This is a genomic window from Bisbaumannia pacifica (assembly GCF_007989625.1).
Lineage (GTDB): Bacteria > Pseudomonadota > Gammaproteobacteria > Pseudomonadales > Halomonadaceae > Bisbaumannia > Bisbaumannia pacifica.
Window position 1 is genome coordinate 1 of the sequence record NZ_BJUK01000042.1, and the last position, 16,940, is coordinate 16,940.

Below are 16,940 nucleotides of genomic sequence, written 5' to 3' on the forward strand. Positions count from 1 at the left end.
CGGCGGGTCGTTAGCTCAGTTGGTAGAGCAGTTGGCTTTTAACCAATTGGTCGTAGGTTCGAATCCTACACGACCCACCACACCGCCACTTCACCCTGCCTCAGCATGGTGACAGGGGTCGTTAGCTCAGTTGGTAGAGCAGTTGGCTTTTAACCAATTGGTCGTAGGTTCGAATCCTACACGACCCACCAGATTCTCGAAGACGCCCCCGCACCTCGCGGGGGCGTTTTTGTTGCAGGCTAGCCGGGCATCTGGGCTAGAATGGTAGCCGGGCCGGCCACTGTGGTAGACGCAACGGCGGGCCCTGGGAGCGCGACGGTCGCGGAGCGCGATCGCTCGACGCAACTGGCACAGCGCAGGGGGAGCCCCTGCCAGTCACAGTGGTAGACACGATGACGATCATGACTTCCCGGGCCGAGGTGCGCGAGCATCTGGCTCGAGCCTATTGCCCCACGCGGATTCCCGCCGAGGACGAGGCGCGGGTCGAAGAGATCAAGCGCCTGTTGAACGCCAATAACGCCGTCCTGGTGGCGCACTATTACACCGACGATGCCATCCAGCAGCTTGCCGAAGAGACCGGCGGCTGCGTGGCCGATTCCCTGGAGATGGCCCGCTTCGGCGCCCGCCACGAGGCCGATACCCTGGTGGTGGCCGGGGTGCGCTTCATGGGCGAGACCGCCAAGATCCTCTCCCCGGAGAAGCGCGTGCTGATGCCCACCCTGGAGGCCACCTGTTCCCTGGACGTGGGCTGCCCGGCGGACGAGTTCAGCGCCTTCTGCGACCAGCATCCCGACCGCACCGTGGTGGTCTATGCCAACACCTCGGCGGCGGTGAAGGCCCGCGCCGACTGGGTGGTGACCTCCGCCATCGCCGTGGACGTGATCGAGCACCTGCATGCCAAGGGCGAGAAGATCCTCTGGGCTCCGGACAAGCACCTGGGCGGCTATATCCAGAAGCAGACCGGCGCCGATATGCTGCTCTGGGATGGCGCCTGCATCGTCCACGAGGAGTTCAAGGCCAAGGGCATCGAGGACCTCAAGGCCCTCTACCCCGAGGCGGCGGTGCTGGTGCACCCGGAGTCGCCGGAGGCGGTGGTGCGGCTGGCCGATGTGGCGGGCTCCACGTCCCAACTGATCAAGGCGGCCAAGGCGCTGCCCCAGGACAAGCTGATCGTGGCCACCGACCGCGGCATCTTCTACAAGATGCAGCAGGCGGTGCCGGAGAAGACCCTCTTCGAGGCGCCTACCGCCGGCAATGGCGCCACCTGCAAGAGCTGCGCCCACTGCCCCTGGATGGCCATGAACGCCCTGGACAACCTGGCCGGCGCCCTGCGCGACGGCGGCGGCGAGATCTTCGTCGACGATGCCCTGCGCCAGGCCGCCCTCAAGCCCCTGGAGCGGATGCTTAACTTCCAGAAGTAAGCGTCAAGCGCCAAGCCGCGAGGAGCCCCGCAGGGTAACGCCTGCGGGGCTCCTTGGTTTTGGCCGGGTTTCCCATGCCGTGACGGCCGGCGGCTTTACTGAAATTTCTCCAGCGTTTCCCGGTAGCCGAGAAAGTCGTCGCGGCGCTGGGCGATGCGCGCGCCGACGCTGGGGTCGCCGGTGCCCTCGGCGACTCGCTCGGCGATCTCCAACTGGCGAATGGCGCGGTCGATCTCGCCGCTGAGCTGCAGGTGCTCGGCGCGGGCCAGGTGGCCCCAGGCCTCGCGGCCGCTGCGTCCGGCGGCCTCGGCGAGCAGGGTGAAGAGCTGGGGATCCTCGGCGTGCTCCTCGGTGAGGCGGCGCAGGAGGTGGTAGGCCTGGTCGGGATCCTGCTGCAGCAGGGCCTCGGCCCGTAGGCGTTGCGCCGGCAGGTAGTCGGGCATCAGGCGCAGCAGCCGCCGGCTACGCTCCAGGGTCTCCTCGGTGCGACCCGCGCCGAAGGCCACCTCGGCGGCGCTGGCCGGCAGCAGGGCCAGGTCGGGCAGCTCCCTAGCCAGGCTGTCCAGCGCGGCCAGGGCGGCGTCGGTGCGCCCCTCCTCGGCGGCGATCAGCGCCTCGAGGTAGCGGCGTGTCGCGGCGTCGGCGCCCTCCAGTCGGGTCAGGGCGCGGCGCGGCTCGTGGCGGTGTATGGCCAGCAGGGCCCGGGCGCGGATCATGGCGTAGAGGGGGGCCGCGTCGTGGCCGGGGGCCATCGTCAGTCGCTCGGCGCGTGCCGCCACGTCGCCGAGACGGGATTCGGTCAGGGGGTGGGTGAGCAGGAACTCCGGCGGCATGCCGCCCTGGAGGCTGATCAACTGATGCATGGCGCGCAGCATGCGCACCATGGCCTGGGGATCGATGCCTGCCCGGGCCATGGCCTGCAGGCCGATGCGGTCGGCCTCCTGTTCGAAGCGCCGGGAGTAGGCGAGCTGGTCTTGGATAAAGGCTGCCTGGGAGCCCATGGCCACGCCTATGCCGGCGTCGCCGCCACCGCTGGCGGCGATCAGCATGCCGGCCAGGAAGGCGGCCATGGCCGGCACCTGGGTCTGTTCGGCCCGTTCCATGCGTCGCGCATGGTGGCGCTGGGAGAGGTGGCCCAGCTCATGGGCGATCACCGAGGCGAAGGCGTCGCCATCCTCGGCGAAGGCGAAGAGGCCGGCATTCACCCCCACCACGCCACCGGGCACGGCGAAGGCGTTGAGCTGGTGGCTATCCACCAGCACCACCAGGGTGCGGGCATCGGGCAGCTCGCTATGGGGCAGCAGGCGGGCGATCTGCCGCTCCACATAGTCCCGGGCATGGGGATCGTCCCAGAGCGGTGCCCGGGCCCGGAACTGGCGCAGCCAGGCGCGTCCCAGTTGATGCTCGTCGGACAGCGTGAGGCTGGCATGGCTGCCGCCCAGGCTGGGCAGGCCGCCGTCGTCGACCTGGGCGGGAGAGGCGGGGCTTCCCAGCAGCAGGGGGGCGGCGAGTAGCAGGGGGGCAAGGGTGCGCAGCATGACGGGTCCCGAACGGCGAGTGAAGGAGGCAGGGGCCTTGTTCTGACATTGATTCATTGGGCAAAGTGCCTTTAAATCCGTGGGGCGGCCGTGTGTCTTGGCGAGCCGCAAAGCGAATTCCGATAGCCCGGCAGGGCCCCTGTCCCTGCTTGCTTTGACTTCATATTCCGGGAGAACCCATGGCGCTGCAACCCGATGACCTTCTCGATGCCTGCGGTCTGCCGTGTCCCTTGCCGCTGCTCAAGGCCAAGCAGGCGCTCTCGCGGCTGGCACCCGGTCAGTTGCTGGAGGTGAGGGCGACCGATGCCGGCTCCTGGGCCGACTTCGAGACCTTCGTGGCGCACAGTGGCCACACCCTGGAGGCCCGCGAGGAGCGTGACGGCGTCTACCACTACTGGCTGCGCAAGGCCGACGGCGAGGCCGGCTCATGACCCTGAAGTCCGTCTTCAAGGGGTGGGTCGAGCACTACTTCTCCGACGAGGAGGCGGTGATCCTGCTGGTGGTGCTGGTGCTCGGCGTCGCCGCGGTGGTCTGGTTCGGCAAGATGCTGGCGCCTTTCTTTACCGCCCTGGTGATCGCCTTCCTGTTGCAGGGGGCGGTGAACTGGCTGGAGCGTCGTCGCCTGCCCCATCTGCTGGCGGTGATCCTGGTGTTCCTGGGCTTCGTCGGCCTGCTGCTGGCCATGGCCCTGATCCTGATGCCGCTGATCTGGAATCAGTTGGTGACCCTGCTCCAGGAGATACCGCGGATGTTCGCCAGCAGCCAGCAGTGGCTGGATCAGCTGCAGATGCGCTATCCCACCCTGGTGACCCCGGACCAGGTGCAGGAGTGGATCGCCATGGCCGGGCGCGAGCTGACCCTGATGGGCCAGCGAGCCCTGAGCCTGTCGCTGGCTTCCCTGGGTAACCTGCTCGATCTGATCATCTACCTGGTGCTGGTACCGATCCTGGTCTTCTTCATGCTCAAGGACCGCGACGGGCTGGTGGGCTTTCTGCTGTTGATGCTGCCGCGCCGCCGTGACCTGATGACGCGCATCTGGCAGGAGATGGATGCTCAGATCGCCAACTATGTGCGCGGCAAGTTTATCGAGATCATGATCGTCGGCAGCGTGGCCTTCCTGACCTTCGCCTTCTTCGGGCTGCCCTATTCGGCGCTGCTGGGGGTGCTGGTGGGTTTCTCGGTGCTGGTGCCCTATATCGGCGCCGCCGTGGCCACCCTGCCGGTGGCGGCGGTGGCGGGGTTCCATTTCGGGCTGAGCGACCAGTTCTTCTATGTGGTGCTGGCCTATGGGGTCATCCAGGCCCTGGACGGCAATGTGCTGGTGCCGGTGCTGTTCTCCGAGGCGGTCAACCTGCACCCGGTATCGATCATCGTGGCGGTGCTGTTCTTCGGCGGCATCTGGGGGTTCTGGGGGATCTTCTTCGCCATCCCCCTGGCCACCCTGCTCAAGGCGCTGGTCTATGCCTGGCCGCGGGGGATCCAGGAGCGCCTCGAGAGCCAGTCGACGAGCCAGGAGGAGGGCGCCTAGTCGCCTAGCCGGCGAGTTCCTGGGCCGCTTCCAGCACCTCCTGGGCGTGGCCGGCCACCTTTACCTTGCGCCACTCCTGGGCCAGCTTGCCCTCGGCGTCGATCAGGAAGGTGCTGCGCTCTATTCCCAGGTGCTCCTTGCCGTAGAGCTTCTTGAGCTTGATGACATCGAACAGGCCGCAGACCGTTTCGTCCTTGTCGGAGATCAGTTCGAAGTTGAAGGCCTGCTTGGCCTTGAAGTTCTCCTGGGCGCGGATGCCATCCCGGGAGACGCCGAGGATCACGGTATTGGCGGCCTCGAAGTCCGCCTTGCGGTCGCGGAAGTCGCCGCCCTCGGTGGTACAGCCCGGGGTGCTGGCCTTGGGATAGAAGTAGATCACCACCTGCTTGCCCTTCAGCGCGGCGAGGTTGACGGTGGTATCGCCGGTGGCCTGGGCGGTGAAGTCGGGAACGGGCTGGCCGATGCTGACGCTCATGATGGGGCTCCTGTGTCGGTGAAATCCATGCGCAAGCCCCGATTACACGCAAGGCGGCCGGCCCTGTAAAGGGCCAATCCCGCGCCGGCGCCCGCTTGGGTTCTGTACAGACTTTCGTCGCCTGAGTACCATCTAGGCCTATTGGGCGCCCTGCGCCATGCCGGGTCGTGCCGCCGAGTCGCGGCCAGGTGCCAGGCGGTTGTCGAGTTAAGAGGAAAGATCATGATCACAGGCAGTATCGTCGCCCTGGCGACGCCCATGAAGGTGGACGGCGAAATCGACTGGGAAGCGCTGCGCCGCCTGGTCAATTTCCACCTGGAAAATGGCACCGATGGCATCGTCGCCGCCGGCACCACCGGTGAGCCCACCACCATGTCGTTTGCCGAGCACTTCGACGTGATTCGCACCGTGGTGGAAGAGGTCAATGGCCGTATTCCGGTGATCGCCGGGACCGGTGCCAATGCCACCTCCGAGGCGGTGGAGTTGGCCCGTTATGCCGGCGAGGTGGGGGCCGACTACTGCCTGTCGGTCTGTCCCTACTACAACAAGCCGACCCAGGAAGGCCTCTACCGCCACTTCAAGGCGGTGGCCGAGGGCAGCAAGCTGCCGGTGATCCTCTACAACGTGCCCGGGCGCACCTGCTCCGATCTCTACAACGAGACGGTGCTGCGCCTGGCCGAGGTGAAAAATATCGTCGGTCTCAAGGATGCCACCGGCAACCTGGAGCGGGCCCAGGAGCTGATCGATCGCCTCAAGGGCAGTGACTTCATGCTCTATTCCGGCGACGACGGCACCGCCTGCGACTACATGCTGATGGGCGGGCATGGCGATATCTCGGTGACCGCCAATGTGGCGCCCCGCGCCATGCACGACCTCTGCGTGACCGCCATGGCCGGCGATGCCGAGCGGGCCCACCAGATCAATACTCGACTGATGCCGCTGCATACCGTGCTGGGGGTCGAGTCCAACCCGATTCCGGTCAAGTGGGCCCTGCACCGCATGGGGCTGGCCGAGGCGGGCATTCGCCTGCCCCTGACCTGGCTCTCCGAGAAATACCACTCCACGGTGAGCGAGGCCCTGCAACTGGCGGGCCTGATCGAATCCTGAGGCCGCGCGACACCGGCCACACAACTCAAGGTGGATGCATGAACCCTGCGCTGAAATGGACCCCGCTGGTCATGGCCCTGGCCCTGGCGGCCGCCGGTTGCGCCCGCGACGGCTACTACCATGATCGCAACCTCGACTATGGCGAGGCGGAGATCGTCGAGCCGCTGCGCCTGCCGGGCGGCGCCGGTGGCGATGCCGGCGTGATGCCGGTGCCCCAGGGGCGGATCGCCGCCTCGATGGAAGACGCTCCCCGGCCGGTGGCGGGTGGGGCGCTGGACCGCGGCCCCGAGGCTTTCGTCGAATCCCGGCAACGGGGCGAGGAGCGCTGGCTGCTGGTGGCCGCCGCCCCCACCGCGGTGTGGCCGATGCTGGAGACCTTCGTCGAGCGCCAGGGTCTGACCGTCACCGCTCGCGATGCCGGCCAGGGAACGCTCGAGACTCCCCAGGGACGCCTCAGCGTGCGGCGAGCCCTGAGCGGTGGCGCCAGCGAGGTGCGCTGCGAGGCCGCCGGGCGCAGCCATGTCGCCTGCCTGAATGCCCTGAGCGGCTACTTCGAGCAGCAGGGGCAGAGTGCCAGTGCCGCGGCCCTGGCGCGTCGTGCCGGGGCCGCGTCCGGCCTGGTGGTGGAACCGCTGGGCGACGGCTGGGCGCTGCGCGTGCCGGCGGACGCCGAGCGGGTCTGGAACGAGCTCGACTACCAGCTGGCCAGTGACTTCGATGACGCCGACTTCCAGCGTCTGCTGGAGCGTGACGCCACGGCTCGCGAGTTCCGGGTGGCCTATTTGCCGCAGCGCCTGCGCGGCCAGGGGGAGGGGATGCTGGCCACCCTGGCGATCTGGCGCGACGATCCCGAGCCCCGTGCGGCGCGCCTGCGGGTCGAGGCCGAGGGCGGCGGGCAGAGCCGTGTCCGCGTCGCCGAGGGCCTCGAGGGCGCGGATCAGCGCGAGCTGCTGGAGCGCCTCGCCCGCCTGCTGCGTTGATGGCCGAGGCGAGCCTCCCCGAGGCGGGGCGCCTGAGCTTCGCCTCCCTGGGCAGCGGCAGCAAGGGCAATGCCACCCTGGTCAGCGACGGCGAGACGCGGCTGCTGATCGACTGCGGCTTCACCATGCGCGAGGCCGAGCGGCGCCTGGCCGTTCTGGGGCTGCATCCCGGGCAGTTGGATGCCATCCTGGTGACCCATGAGCATGGCGATCATATCGGTGGCGTCGGCCCCCTGGCCCGGCGTCACGATATTCCGGTCTACCTGACCCCGGGGACCTGGCGCGCCGGTCGCCTCGGCCGGGTGCCGCGCCATCACTGGATCACCCCCCAGGCGCGTTTCGTGATCAAGGGGCTGGAAATCGAGCCGGTGACCGTACCCCATGACGCCCGAGAACCGGTACAATTCTGCCTCTCGGGGGCCGGACGCCGGCTCGGGGTGCTCACCGACCTGGGCCACCCCAGCGCCCATGTGGTAGAGGCCTTTCGTGGCTGTGATGCGCTGATCCTGGAGTGCAATCATGATCGCCGGCTGCTCGCCGAGGGCCCCTATCCGCCGCGGCTCAAGCGCCGCGTCGGGGGCGACTGGGGCCACCTGGCCAATGTGCAGGCGGCCCGCTTGCTCCAGGGGCTGGGGCTGGATCGCCTGCAGCGCATCATCTGCTCCCACCTCTCGGAGCATAACAACCGTCCCGAGCTGGCCCTGGAGGCCTTGGTGCCGCTGCTCGACGGCGACGACAGCCGGCTGATGGTGGCCGCCCAGGACGAGGGCCTGGGCTGGCAAACCATCGCCTGACCCTTAATCACCGCTGCCGATGCCGGTCAGCATTTATCCGCGTTCCTCTTCGGAGATCCCCATGGAAAAGCGTCAAGAACTCTATGCCGGCAAGGCCAAGTCGGTTTATCTCACCGACGACCCGGACCGCCTGGTGCTCACCTTCCGCGACGACACCAGCGCCTTCGATGGCAAGAAGAAGGAGGCCCTAGAGCGCAAGGGCATGGTCAACAACCGCTTCAATGCCTTTATCATGGAGAAGCTCCAGGCGGCGGGCATCCCCACCCACTTCGAGACCCTGCTCTCCGATACCGAGTGCGTGGTCAAGAAGCTGGAGATGATTCCGGTGGAGTGCGTGGTGCGCAATATCGCCGCCGGCAGCCTGGTCAAGCGCCTGGGCGTGGAGGAGGGGCAGGCCCTGACGCCGCCGACCTTCGAGCTGTTCCTCAAGAACGACGAGAAGGGCGACCCCATGATCAACGAGTCCCTGGCCGAGACCTTCGGCTGGGCGACTCCCGAGCAACTGGCCGAGATGAAGGCGCTGACCTTCAAGGTCAACGCGGTGCTCAAGCAGCTGTTCGCCGACGGTGGCATGCTGCTGGTCGACTACAAGCTGGAGTTCGGCCTCTTCCACGGCGCAATCGTGCTGGGCGACGAGTTCTCCCCGGACGGCTGCCGGCTGTGGGACGCCGAGACCCGCGAGAAGCTCGACAAGGACCGCTTCCGCCAGGGCCTGGGCGGGGTGATCGAGGCCTACGAGGAGGTGGGCCGCCGCATCGGCGTCAAATTTAGCTGATTGCTGCGCCGTACCCGAGACAACGCCCTCCTCGCGAGGGCGTTGTCGTCTTAGGCGGGGGCGATCTCCACCACCCGCAAGCCATCCCCCACGGCGCGAAAGCGCACGTCCACATCCCGCAGGCGCACGCCATAGAGGCGCTCGGCGGCGCCCTTGTCGCGGTGGTAGGCGGGGCGCGGGTCCTGGGCCAACACCTGGCATATCAGCGCGCTCAGCTCGTCGCCGTCGGGGCGGCAGGCCAGTGCCGCCCGGGCCGCTGCCTCGAAGCCGACGGCGACCCGGGGCGGCGGCTCGGGGGCGAAGCCGGCGCGGGCCTCGGGGCGCGCCTCGGCCCAGGGCAGGTAGGGCTTGATATCCAGCACCGGGGTGCCGCTGACCAGGTCGCAGCCGGCCAGGCGCAGGCGCACCCCGCCGCGGGTCTCGATGCCCGTGAGTTCCACCAGGGAGAGCCCCAATCGGTTGGGGCGATGGGTGCTGCGGCTGGCGAAGACCCCCACCTTGGCGTTCCCCCCCAGGCGCGGCGGACGCACCAGGGGCGTCCAGCGCTCGGGGCTCTGGTGGAAGACGAAGGTCAGCCAGAGGTGGCTGAAGGCGTCCAGGCCCCGCACCGCCAGCGGGTCGGCATATGCCCCCTCGAGGACCAGCTCGGCCCGGGCCGCCGGGGCCAGGCCCGGCTGGCGAGGAATGCCGAACTTGTCCGGATAGTCGCTCTGGATATGGCCTATCGCCTCCAGGGAAAAGGCCTCGTTCGCCGGCACGGTGGTCATGCCCTAGCGGGCCTCCCAGGTCTCGGTCAGGCGCATCGACAGGTCGATGGCCTCCACGCCCTTGGTCAGGGCGCCGCTGGAGATGCAGTCGACGCCGGTCTCGGCGATGGCGCGCAGGGTGGTGTCGTCGACATTGCCCGACGCCTCCAGGGTGGCGCGGCCCGCGGCGCGGGTCACTGCCTCGCGCAGCTCCCCCAGGTCGAAGTTATCGAGCATGATGATATCGGCGCCCGCCGTCAGGGCCTGATCCAGTTCGTCGAAGGTTTCCACCTCCACCTCCACCGGCAGGTCGCTGGCGATATCCCGGGCCTCTCTCACCGCCGCGGCGATCCCGCCGCAGGCGGCGATATGGTTTTCCTTGATCAGGAAGGCATCATAGAGGCCGATGCGATGGTTATGGCCGCCGCCGCAGGTTACCGCGTATTTCTGAGCCAGGCGCAGGCCCGGCAGGGTCTTGCGGGTATCCAGCAGGCGCACGCCGGTGTCCTCGATCAGGTCGACGTAGTGGCGGGTGCGGGTGGCGGTGGCGGAGAGGGTCTGCAGTAGGTTGAGCGCCGCCCGCTCGCCGGTGAGCAGGACGCGGGCCGGGCCCTCCAGCTCCAGGAAGACGCTGTCCGCCGGCAGGCGGTCGCCGTCGGCGGCGTGCCAGGTCAGGCGGACCCGGGCATCCAGGCGGCGGAAGATCTCGTCGACCCAGGCTACGCCACACAGCACGCAGGCCTCCCGGGTCAGTACCCGGGCCTTGGCCCACTGCTGGGCGGGGATCAGCTCGGCGGTGATATCGCCGGGGCCGACGTCCTCCGCCAGCAGCCGGGCGGCGGCGTCGCGGATCTCTTCGGCGAGGGCGTGATGGTAATGCATGGGGCCTGGCTCCGGGCTGGTGGGGGGATATGCCATACTGGCCGCCATTATAGGGAATCGAGGACGGGGGAGGCGAGATGATCGAACAGGGCTGGTGGCAATCGGCGCGGCGGGTGGCCTCGCCCAACCATAATGCGCGGCCGGCGGGGGAGGTCTCGGCGGTGGTCCTGCACTCCATCAGCCTGCCGCCGGGGGAGTTCGGCGGCGAGCATATCGAGCGCCTCTTCACCAATACCCTGGACCCCGAGGCCCACCCCTTCTTCGCCGAGATCGCCGGCCTCAGGGTCTCGGCACACCTATTGATTCGCCGCGATGGCGAGGCGGTGCAGTTCGTGCCCTTCGATCGGCGCGCCTGGCACGCCGGGCGCTCGCGCTGGTTCGATGGGCGCGGCTGGCGGGGCGAGCTCAACGACTTCTCGGTGGGCATCGAGCTGGAAGGAGACGAGGTCTCCCCCTACCGGGAGGCCCAGTATCGCACCCTGGCTCGGGCCCTGGCGGCACTCTGCCGGACCTATCCCGAGATCACCCCGCGACGTTTCACCAGCCATGCGCGGATCGCCCCGCTGCGCAAGACCGACCCGGGCCCGGCTTTCGATTGGGCCTACCTGCGGCGCTGTTTGAGCGAGGCGATCATGTAGCCTGACTACATGGTATGGCGCCTTGGTCTAGGCTGCCTGGGGAGGCGCGCAACGCCTTGTGTTGCAGTGCGATAACGTATGTGGAAAAAATTTCCATGTTCGTTGTCATTGGCAGAAGCCAGCGTTTGCGGTATCTTCATGCCGGAATTCATGCGTCATTGACGCCGGTCTGTAAAAAACCTACAGCCTACCTTTTCCGGAGATGCGGCCCACCAGAAGGCCGCGCCCGCACTGAAGAGCGCCACACGCCCCTCGACCCCCGGGTGAGGGCAGACTGACAAAAAATCTTCATTTGGAGAGACGTCTATGAGTCTGGAGGCAAGAGAAGATCTTGATCCGGTCGAAACCCAGGAATGGTTGGAATCCCTGGAGTCCGTACTGGATCGTGAGGGCGAGGATCGCGCCCAGTTCCTGCTGAGCAACCTGGCCGACCGCCTGCGTCGCGATGGTATGCAGGTCCCCTTCTCGGTGACGACCCCCCACCGCAACAGCATCCCGGTGCACCGCGAGGCACGCATGCCCGGCGATCTGTTCATGGAGCGGCGTATTCGCTCTTTGATCCGCTACAACGCCATCGCCCAGGTGATCCGCAACAACCGCGCCAACCCGGGCGTGGGTGGCCATATCGCCAGCTTCATGTCGGCGGCCACCCTCTATGATGTGGGCTTCAACCACTTCTTCCGCGCCCCCAACGGCGATTTCGAGGGCGACCTGGTCTATATCCAGGGCCATGTGGCGCCGGGCATCTATGCGCGAGCCTTCCTGGAGGGGCGCCTCTCCGAAGCGCAGATGGACAAGTTCCGCCAGGAAGTGGATGGCGATGGCCTCTCCTCCTATCCGCACCCCTGGCTGATGCCGGACTTCTGGCAGTTCCCCACCGTCTCCATGGGGCTGGGGCCGATTCAGGCCATCTACCAGGCCCACGTGATGAAGTACCTGCACTCCCGCGAAATGAAGGACATGCACGATCGCAAGATCTGGTGCTTCATGGGCGACGGCGAGTGCGACGAGCCGGAATCCCTGGGTGCCATCCACCTGGCCAGCCGCGAGAAGCTCGACAACCTGATCTTCGTGATCAACTGCAACCTGCAGCGTCTCGACGGTCCGGTGCGCGGCAACTCGCGGATCATGGACGAGCTGGAAGGCGTCTTCCGCGGTGCCGGCTGGAACGTTCAGAAGGTCGTCTGGGGCCGCTTCTGGGATCCGCTCTTCGAGCAGGACAAGAAGGGCATGCTGCAGAAGCGCATGGACGAGGCGGTCGACGGCGACTACCAGAACTACAAGGCCAACGGCGGTGCCTATACCCGCGAGCATTTCTTCGGCAAGTACCCGGAGACCGCGGAACTGGTCAAGGACATGTCCGACGAGGACATCTGGCGCCTCAACCGCGGCGGCCACGACCCCTACAAGGTCTATGCGGCCTACCACGAGGCGGTCAATAACGCCAACGGGCGTCCCACCGTGATCCTGGCCCACACCGTCAAGGGCTACGGCATGGGCGGTGGCGACGGCGAGGCGGCCAACGAGTCCCACCAGCTCAAGAGCATGGAGTACGAGGCCCTCAAGCGTTTCCGCGACCGCTTCGGCATCCCCATCTCCGACGAGCAGCTCAAGGACGTGCCGTACTACAAGCCGGCGGACGACTCCCCGGAAATGAAGTACATGCACCTGCAGCGCGAGCGGCTGGGCGGCTACCTGCCCCAGCGCCGCAGCGACTTCCAGGCGCTGGAGATCCCGTCCCTGGAGGACAAGACCTTCGCCTCCCAGACCGGCGGCTCCAAGGGCCGTGAAGTCTCCACCACCATGGCCTTCGTGCGGGTCCTCAACGGGCTGGTGAAGGACAAGAAGATCGGCAAGCAGGTGGTGCCGATCATCCCCGACGAGGCACGCACCTTCGGCATGGAGGGCATGTTCCGCCAGCTGGGTATCTATACCTCCGAGGGGCAGAAGTACGAGCCGGTGGACAAGGGCCAGATCATGTTCTACCGGGAGGACAAGAAGGGCCAGATCCTCGAGGAGGGCATCTCCGAGGCCGGCGCCATGTCCGCCTGGATCGCCGCCGCCACCTCCTACTCGAACAACAACCTGACGCTGCTGCCGTTCTACGTCTATTACTCGATGTTCGGCTTCCAGCGTATCGGCGACCTGGCCTGGGCCGCCGGTGACCTCCAGGCCCGCGGCTTCCTGGTCGGCGGTACCGCCGGTCGTACCACCCTCAACGGCGAGGGCCTGCAGCACCAGGATGGTCACGGTCATATCCTGGCCTCCACCATCCCCAACTGCCGCAGCTATGACCCCACCTATGCCCACGAGGTGGCGGTGATCGTCCAGGACGGCCTGAAGCGCATGTTCGCCGACAAGGAGAACTGCTTCTACTACCTGTCGGTGATGAACGAGAACTACGAGCATCCCGAGCTGGAGACCATCCCGGCCGAGGACATCATCAAGGGCATGTACCTGCTGCGCGAGACCGCAGGCAAGAAGGGGCGCGTTCAGCTGCTGGGGTCCGGCACCATCCTCCGCGAGGTCGAGGCCGCCGCCGAGATGCTCGCCGAGGAGTGGGGCATCGGCGCCGACATCTGGAGCGTCACCAGCTTCAACGAGCTGCGCCGCGAGGCCCTGGAAGTGGATCGTCAGGCCTTCCTGCATCCGGAAGACGAGCCCGGCAAGCCGCATGTCACCCAGTGTCTGGAAGGTCGCGAAGGTCCGGCCATCGCTTCCACCGACTACATGAAGCTGTTCGCCGACCAGGTGCGTGCCTGGGTGCCCACCGACTACACCGTGCTGGGTACCGACGGCTACGGGCGCTCCGATTCCCGCGAGAAGCTGCGTCACTTCTTCGAGGTCGACCGCTACTTCGTTACCGTGGCCGCGCTCAAGGCGCTGGCCGACCGGGGCGAGCTGGACCGCAAGGTGGTCAGCGAAGCGATCAAGAAGTACGGCATCGATCCGAGCAAGCCCAACCCCTTGTCGGTGTGAGCCGTTGACCAGCTAGCAGCAGGCGCCGGCCGGTACGACCGGCGCCTCCCCGACCGGGAGGCGGCGCCTGCGGCACGCAAGATTCGAGAGGAGCGCGACCTTGAGTAGCGAAATCATCAAAGTCCCCGACATCGGCGGAAGCGAAGGTGTCGAAATCATCGAGATCGCGGTGTCCGAAGGTGATGTGATCGAGGCCGAAGACACCCTGATTACCCTGGAGTCCGACAAGGCCAGCATGGACGTGCCGTCCCCCAAGGGCGGCAAGGTCGTGAAGGTCCTGGTCAAGGAGGGCGACAGCGTCTCCGAGGGCGACGATATCCTCGAGCTGGAAGCCGAGGGCGGTGGCGACGCCGAGCCCGCGCCGGCCGAGCCTGAGCCCCAGGCGTCCGCCCCCGAGGCGCCGGCCGCCGAGGACGCCAAGCCCGCGGCCAAGCCCGCCGGTGGCAAGCAGACCGTGGAGATCCGGGTCCCCGACCTGGGCGGCTCCGCGGATGTGGAGATCATCGAGGTGGCGGTGGCCGAAGGCGAGGAGATCGCCGAGGAAGACACCCTGATCACCTTGGAGTCCGACAAGGCCTCCATGGACGTGCCCAGCCCCCATGGCGGCAAGCTGGTCAGCCTGGCCGTCAAGGTCGGTGACAGCGTCTCCGAAGGCGATCTGATCGGCACCGTCGAGATCGAGGGCGGTGCCGAGGAGGCCGCCGAGTCGGCGCCTCAGCCCCAGGCCGCCCCGGCCCAGGAGAGCGCCCCGGCGCCCGCCGAGCCGGCCCCGGCCGCCGGCGGCGAGCCCCAGCGCAAGGAGATCCGGGTGCCCGACCTGTCCGGCTCCAGCGACGTGCCGGTGATCGAGATCGCCGTGGCCGTTGGCGACGAGGTGGACGAGGAAGATGCCCTGGTCACCCTGGAGTCCGATAAGGCCTCCATGGACGTGCCGAGCCCCTACAAGGGCAAGATCGTCGAGTTGGCGGTGAAGGAAGGTGACACCCTCAGCGAAGGCGACCTGATCGGCATCATCGAGACCGCCGGTGCCCCCGCCGCCGAGCCGGCCAAGCCCGCCGCCCCGGCCCCGCAAGCCGTCGCCGAGCCCGCCAAGTCGGCTTCCGCCGAGAAGTCCGCGGCCCCCGCGGCCGGCCAGCCCGCCACCGCTCAGGCCCGTGATGGCAAGCGCGTGCACGCCGGTCCGGCGGTGCGCATGCTGGCCCGCGAGCTGGGCGTCGATCTCACCCAGGTGACCCCCAGCGGGCCCAAGGGGCGGATCGTCAAGGAGGACCTGCACGGCTACGTCAAGCAGGTCATCGCCAACCAGGGCAAGGGGCAGGCCGCGGCCGCCGCCGCTGCTGGCGCCGGCATCCCGCCGATCCCCGATCAGGACTTCAGCCAGTTCGGCGAGATCGAAGAGAAGCCGATGGGTCGCCTGATGAAGATGGGCGCCACCAACCTGCATCGCAGCTGGCTCAATGTGCCCCACGTCACCCAGTTCGACGAGGCGGACATCACCGAGCTGGAGGCCTTCCGCAAGTCCATGAAGGCCGAGGCGGAGGCCCAGGGCGCCAAGCTCACGCCGCTGCCCTTCCTGATCAAGGCCTGTGCCTTCGCGCTGCAGAAGTTCCCGCAGTTCAACGTCAGCCTGAAGAGCGACGGCGAGACCGTGGTGCACAAGAAATACGTGCATATCGGCATCGCCGTGGACACCCCGGACGGCCTGATGGTGCCGGTGGTCCGCGACGCCGACAAGAAGTCGCTGATCGAGCTGGCCAAGGAGACCGTGGAACTGGCCGGTAAGGCCCAGTCGAAGAAGCTCAAGCGCGAGGAGATGACCGGTGGTTGTTTCACCATCTCCAGCCTGGGCTCCATCGGCGGCACCGCCTTCACGCCCATCGTCAACGCCCCGGAAGTCGCCATCCTCGGCGTCTCCAAGGCGCAGATGAAGCCGGTGTGGAATGGTAGCGAGTTCGCGCCGCGGCTGATGATGCCGCTGTCGCTCTCCTATGACCACCGGGCGGTCAATGGTGCCGATGCAGCACGCTTCACCGCCTTCCTCGGCCAGCTGCTGACGGACATCCGTCGCCTGCTGCTCTGAGGCCGGACGCGAGTCCCGCCGACGGCGCCCGCTGGGCGCCGTCGGCGTTTCTGCTCATGCAAAAGCGACATGGACGATACCGTGGCGTCCAGACCAAAGTGCTAAACGCCGTACAACGCCTTGTCATTAAAGCAAAAAATGTTTTTATGGCGAGGGGGTGCGACGGCTTGCCGGCTTGTGTCGCCGTCGTCGCCCGGGTATCGTCTGCCAATTCCAATTTTTCGAAAAACTTTCTCAACTCGTCTCAAGGAGCATGATCGATGCGTCTTATCCTGTTGGGTGCCCCCGGGGCCGGCAAGGGAACCCAGGCTCAGTTCATCTGCGAGCGCTTCAAGATTCCCCAGATCTCCACCGGGGACATGCTGCGCGCCGCGGTCAAGGAGGGCAGCGAGCTGGGCCTCAAGGTCAAGGAGATCATGACCAGCGGTGGCCTGGTCTCCGATGAGATCATCATCGCCCTGGTCAAGGAGCGTATCGCTCAGCCCGACTGCGAGAACGGTTTCCTGTTCGATGGCTTCCCGCGCACCATTCCCCAGGCCGAGGCCATGAAGGACGCGGCGGTGAAGATCGACCATGTGCTGGAAATCGCCGTCGAGGACGAGGAGATCGTCAAGCGCCTGGCGGGTCGCCGCGTGCACCCGGGCTCCGGGCGCGTCTACCACGTGGAGTACAATCCGCCCAAGGAGGCCGGCAAGGACGATGTCACCGGCGAGGCGCTGATCCAGCGTGACGACGATCAGGAGGCCACGGTGCGCAACCGCCTGGCAGTCTACCACGATCAGACCGCGCCCCTGGTCGACTACTACCAGCAGTGGGCCCAGCAGGACGCCGCCGCCGCCCCGGCCTACCATCGGGTCGAAGGCGTGGGCAGCGTCGACCAGATCACCCGTCAGGTGATCGAGGCCCTGGAGGGCTAAGCCGCGCCCCGCAGGCTATATCACGGGCCCGCCAATGGCGGGCCCGTGTCGTTTTCCCTGCCAGTTGGAAGGGGGCGTGA

The 16,940-nt window shown here is 67.2% G+C and carries 15 protein-coding genes and 2 tRNA genes; 13 read left to right on the forward strand and 4 right to left on the reverse strand.

Annotation, left to right across the window (positions count from 1 at the left end; all coding sequences use genetic code 11):
* The first annotated feature begins 4 nt into the window (after window positions 1-4).
* From HPA02_RS14585 to nadA, 3 genes are all read left to right on the forward strand, one after another.
* Window positions 5-80: transfer RNA gene (locus HPA02_RS14585), tRNA-Lys, on the forward strand.
* Window positions 81-115: 35 nt separating this feature from the next.
* A tRNA-Lys gene (locus HPA02_RS14590) sits at window positions 116-191 on the forward strand.
* A gap of 201 nt (window positions 192-392) precedes the next feature.
* Entirely contained in the window at window positions 393-1,421 is a 1,029-nt protein-coding gene (gene nadA, locus HPA02_RS14595) for a quinolinate synthase NadA (protein ID WP_146803940.1), read from the forward strand.
* A 95-nt stretch (window positions 1,422-1,516) separates the two neighbouring features.
* Here nadA and HPA02_RS14600 read toward each other — a convergent pair whose 3' ends face one another.
* Entirely contained in the window at window positions 1,517-2,959 is a 1,443-nt protein-coding gene (locus tag HPA02_RS14600) for a M48 family metalloprotease (RefSeq protein WP_146803941.1), read from the reverse strand.
* Between the two features lie 179 nt (window positions 2,960-3,138).
* Between HPA02_RS14600 and HPA02_RS14605 the strand changes: the two genes are divergently transcribed.
* Both HPA02_RS14605 and HPA02_RS14610 read left to right on the forward strand, forming a co-directional pair.
* The gene (locus HPA02_RS14605; RefSeq protein WP_146803942.1) at window positions 3,139-3,390 is read left to right on the forward strand and encodes a sulfurtransferase TusA family protein; all 252 of its coding nucleotides are present in this window, start codon (window positions 3,139-3,141) and stop codon (window positions 3,388-3,390) included.
* The gene (locus HPA02_RS14610; RefSeq protein WP_146803943.1) at window positions 3,387-4,487 is read left to right on the forward strand and encodes an AI-2E family transporter; all 1,101 of its coding nucleotides are present in this window, start codon (window positions 3,387-3,389) and stop codon (window positions 4,485-4,487) included. The genes HPA02_RS14605 and HPA02_RS14610 overlap by 4 nt, the downstream gene beginning before the upstream one ends.
* 4 nt (window positions 4,488-4,491) lie before the next feature.
* Here HPA02_RS14610 and HPA02_RS14615 read toward each other — a convergent pair whose 3' ends face one another.
* On the reverse strand, window positions 4,492-4,962 hold the full coding sequence (locus HPA02_RS14615; RefSeq protein ID WP_146803944.1) for a peroxiredoxin: 471 nt from the start codon (window positions 4,960-4,962) through the stop codon (window positions 4,492-4,494).
* Between the two features lie 222 nt (window positions 4,963-5,184).
* Between HPA02_RS14615 and dapA the strand changes: the two genes are divergently transcribed.
* The 4 genes from dapA to purC all read left to right on the forward strand — a co-directional run bounded on the left by dapA (window position 5,185) and on the right by purC (window position 8,618).
* A complete protein-coding gene (dapA, locus tag HPA02_RS14620; RefSeq protein WP_146803945.1) occupies window positions 5,185-6,069 on the forward strand; it encodes a 4-hydroxy-tetrahydrodipicolinate synthase in 885 nt (294 codons plus the stop codon).
* 38 nt (window positions 6,070-6,107) lie between these two features.
* Window positions 6,108-7,049 carry a lipoprotein, NlpB gene (locus HPA02_RS14625; RefSeq protein WP_146803946.1) on the forward strand — a complete coding sequence of 314 codons (942 nt, stop codon included), beginning with the start codon at window positions 6,108-6,110 and terminating at the stop codon, window positions 7,047-7,049.
* Entirely contained in the window at window positions 7,049-7,843 is a 795-nt protein-coding gene (locus HPA02_RS14630; RefSeq protein WP_146803947.1) for an MBL fold metallo-hydrolase, read from the forward strand. Before HPA02_RS14625 ends, HPA02_RS14630 begins: the two co-directional genes overlap by 1 nt.
* A 61-nt stretch (window positions 7,844-7,904) precedes the next feature.
* Window positions 7,905-8,618 (forward strand): phosphoribosylaminoimidazolesuccinocarboxamide synthase, encoded by a 714-nt coding sequence (gene purC, locus HPA02_RS14635; protein ID WP_146803948.1) that lies wholly within the window; start codon window positions 7,905-7,907, stop codon window positions 8,616-8,618.
* A gap of 50 nt (window positions 8,619-8,668) precedes the next feature.
* On the opposite strand, the gene tsaA is transcribed toward purC, so the two are convergent.
* Entirely contained in the window at window positions 8,669-9,385 is a 717-nt protein-coding gene (tsaA, locus tag HPA02_RS14640) for a tRNA (N6-threonylcarbamoyladenosine(37)-N6)-methyltransferase TrmO (protein ID WP_146803949.1), read from the reverse strand.
* 3 nt (window positions 9,386-9,388) lie between these two features.
* On the reverse strand, window positions 9,389-10,246 hold the full coding sequence (gene nadC / locus HPA02_RS14645) for a carboxylating nicotinate-nucleotide diphosphorylase (protein WP_146803950.1): 858 nt from the start codon (window positions 10,244-10,246) through the stop codon (window positions 9,389-9,391).
* 77 nt (window positions 10,247-10,323) lie between these two features.
* On the opposite strand from nadC, the gene ampD reads away from it, so the two are divergent.
* The 4 genes from ampD (at window position 10,324) to adk (ending at window position 16,860) form a co-directional block, all read left to right on the forward strand.
* Window positions 10,324-10,884: a 1,6-anhydro-N-acetylmuramyl-L-alanine amidase AmpD gene (gene ampD, locus HPA02_RS14650; RefSeq protein WP_146803951.1), complete on the forward strand. Its 561-nt coding sequence runs from the start codon at window positions 10,324-10,326 to the stop codon at window positions 10,882-10,884.
* Between the two features lie 306 nt (window positions 10,885-11,190).
* Window positions 11,191-13,863: a pyruvate dehydrogenase (acetyl-transferring), homodimeric type gene (gene aceE / locus HPA02_RS14655; RefSeq protein WP_146803952.1), complete on the forward strand. Its 2,673-nt coding sequence runs from the start codon at window positions 11,191-11,193 to the stop codon at window positions 13,861-13,863.
* A gap of 100 nt (window positions 13,864-13,963) precedes the next feature.
* A complete protein-coding gene (gene aceF / locus HPA02_RS14660) occupies window positions 13,964-15,943 on the forward strand; it encodes a dihydrolipoyllysine-residue acetyltransferase (RefSeq protein ID WP_146803953.1) in 1,980 nt (659 codons plus the stop codon).
* A gap of 260 nt (window positions 15,944-16,203) precedes the next feature.
* Complete coding sequence (gene adk / locus HPA02_RS14665; RefSeq protein ID WP_146803954.1) at window positions 16,204-16,860, forward strand: adenylate kinase; 657 nt, start codon at window positions 16,204-16,206, stop codon at window positions 16,858-16,860.
* The last annotated feature ends 80 nt before the right edge of the window (window positions 16,861-16,940 follow it).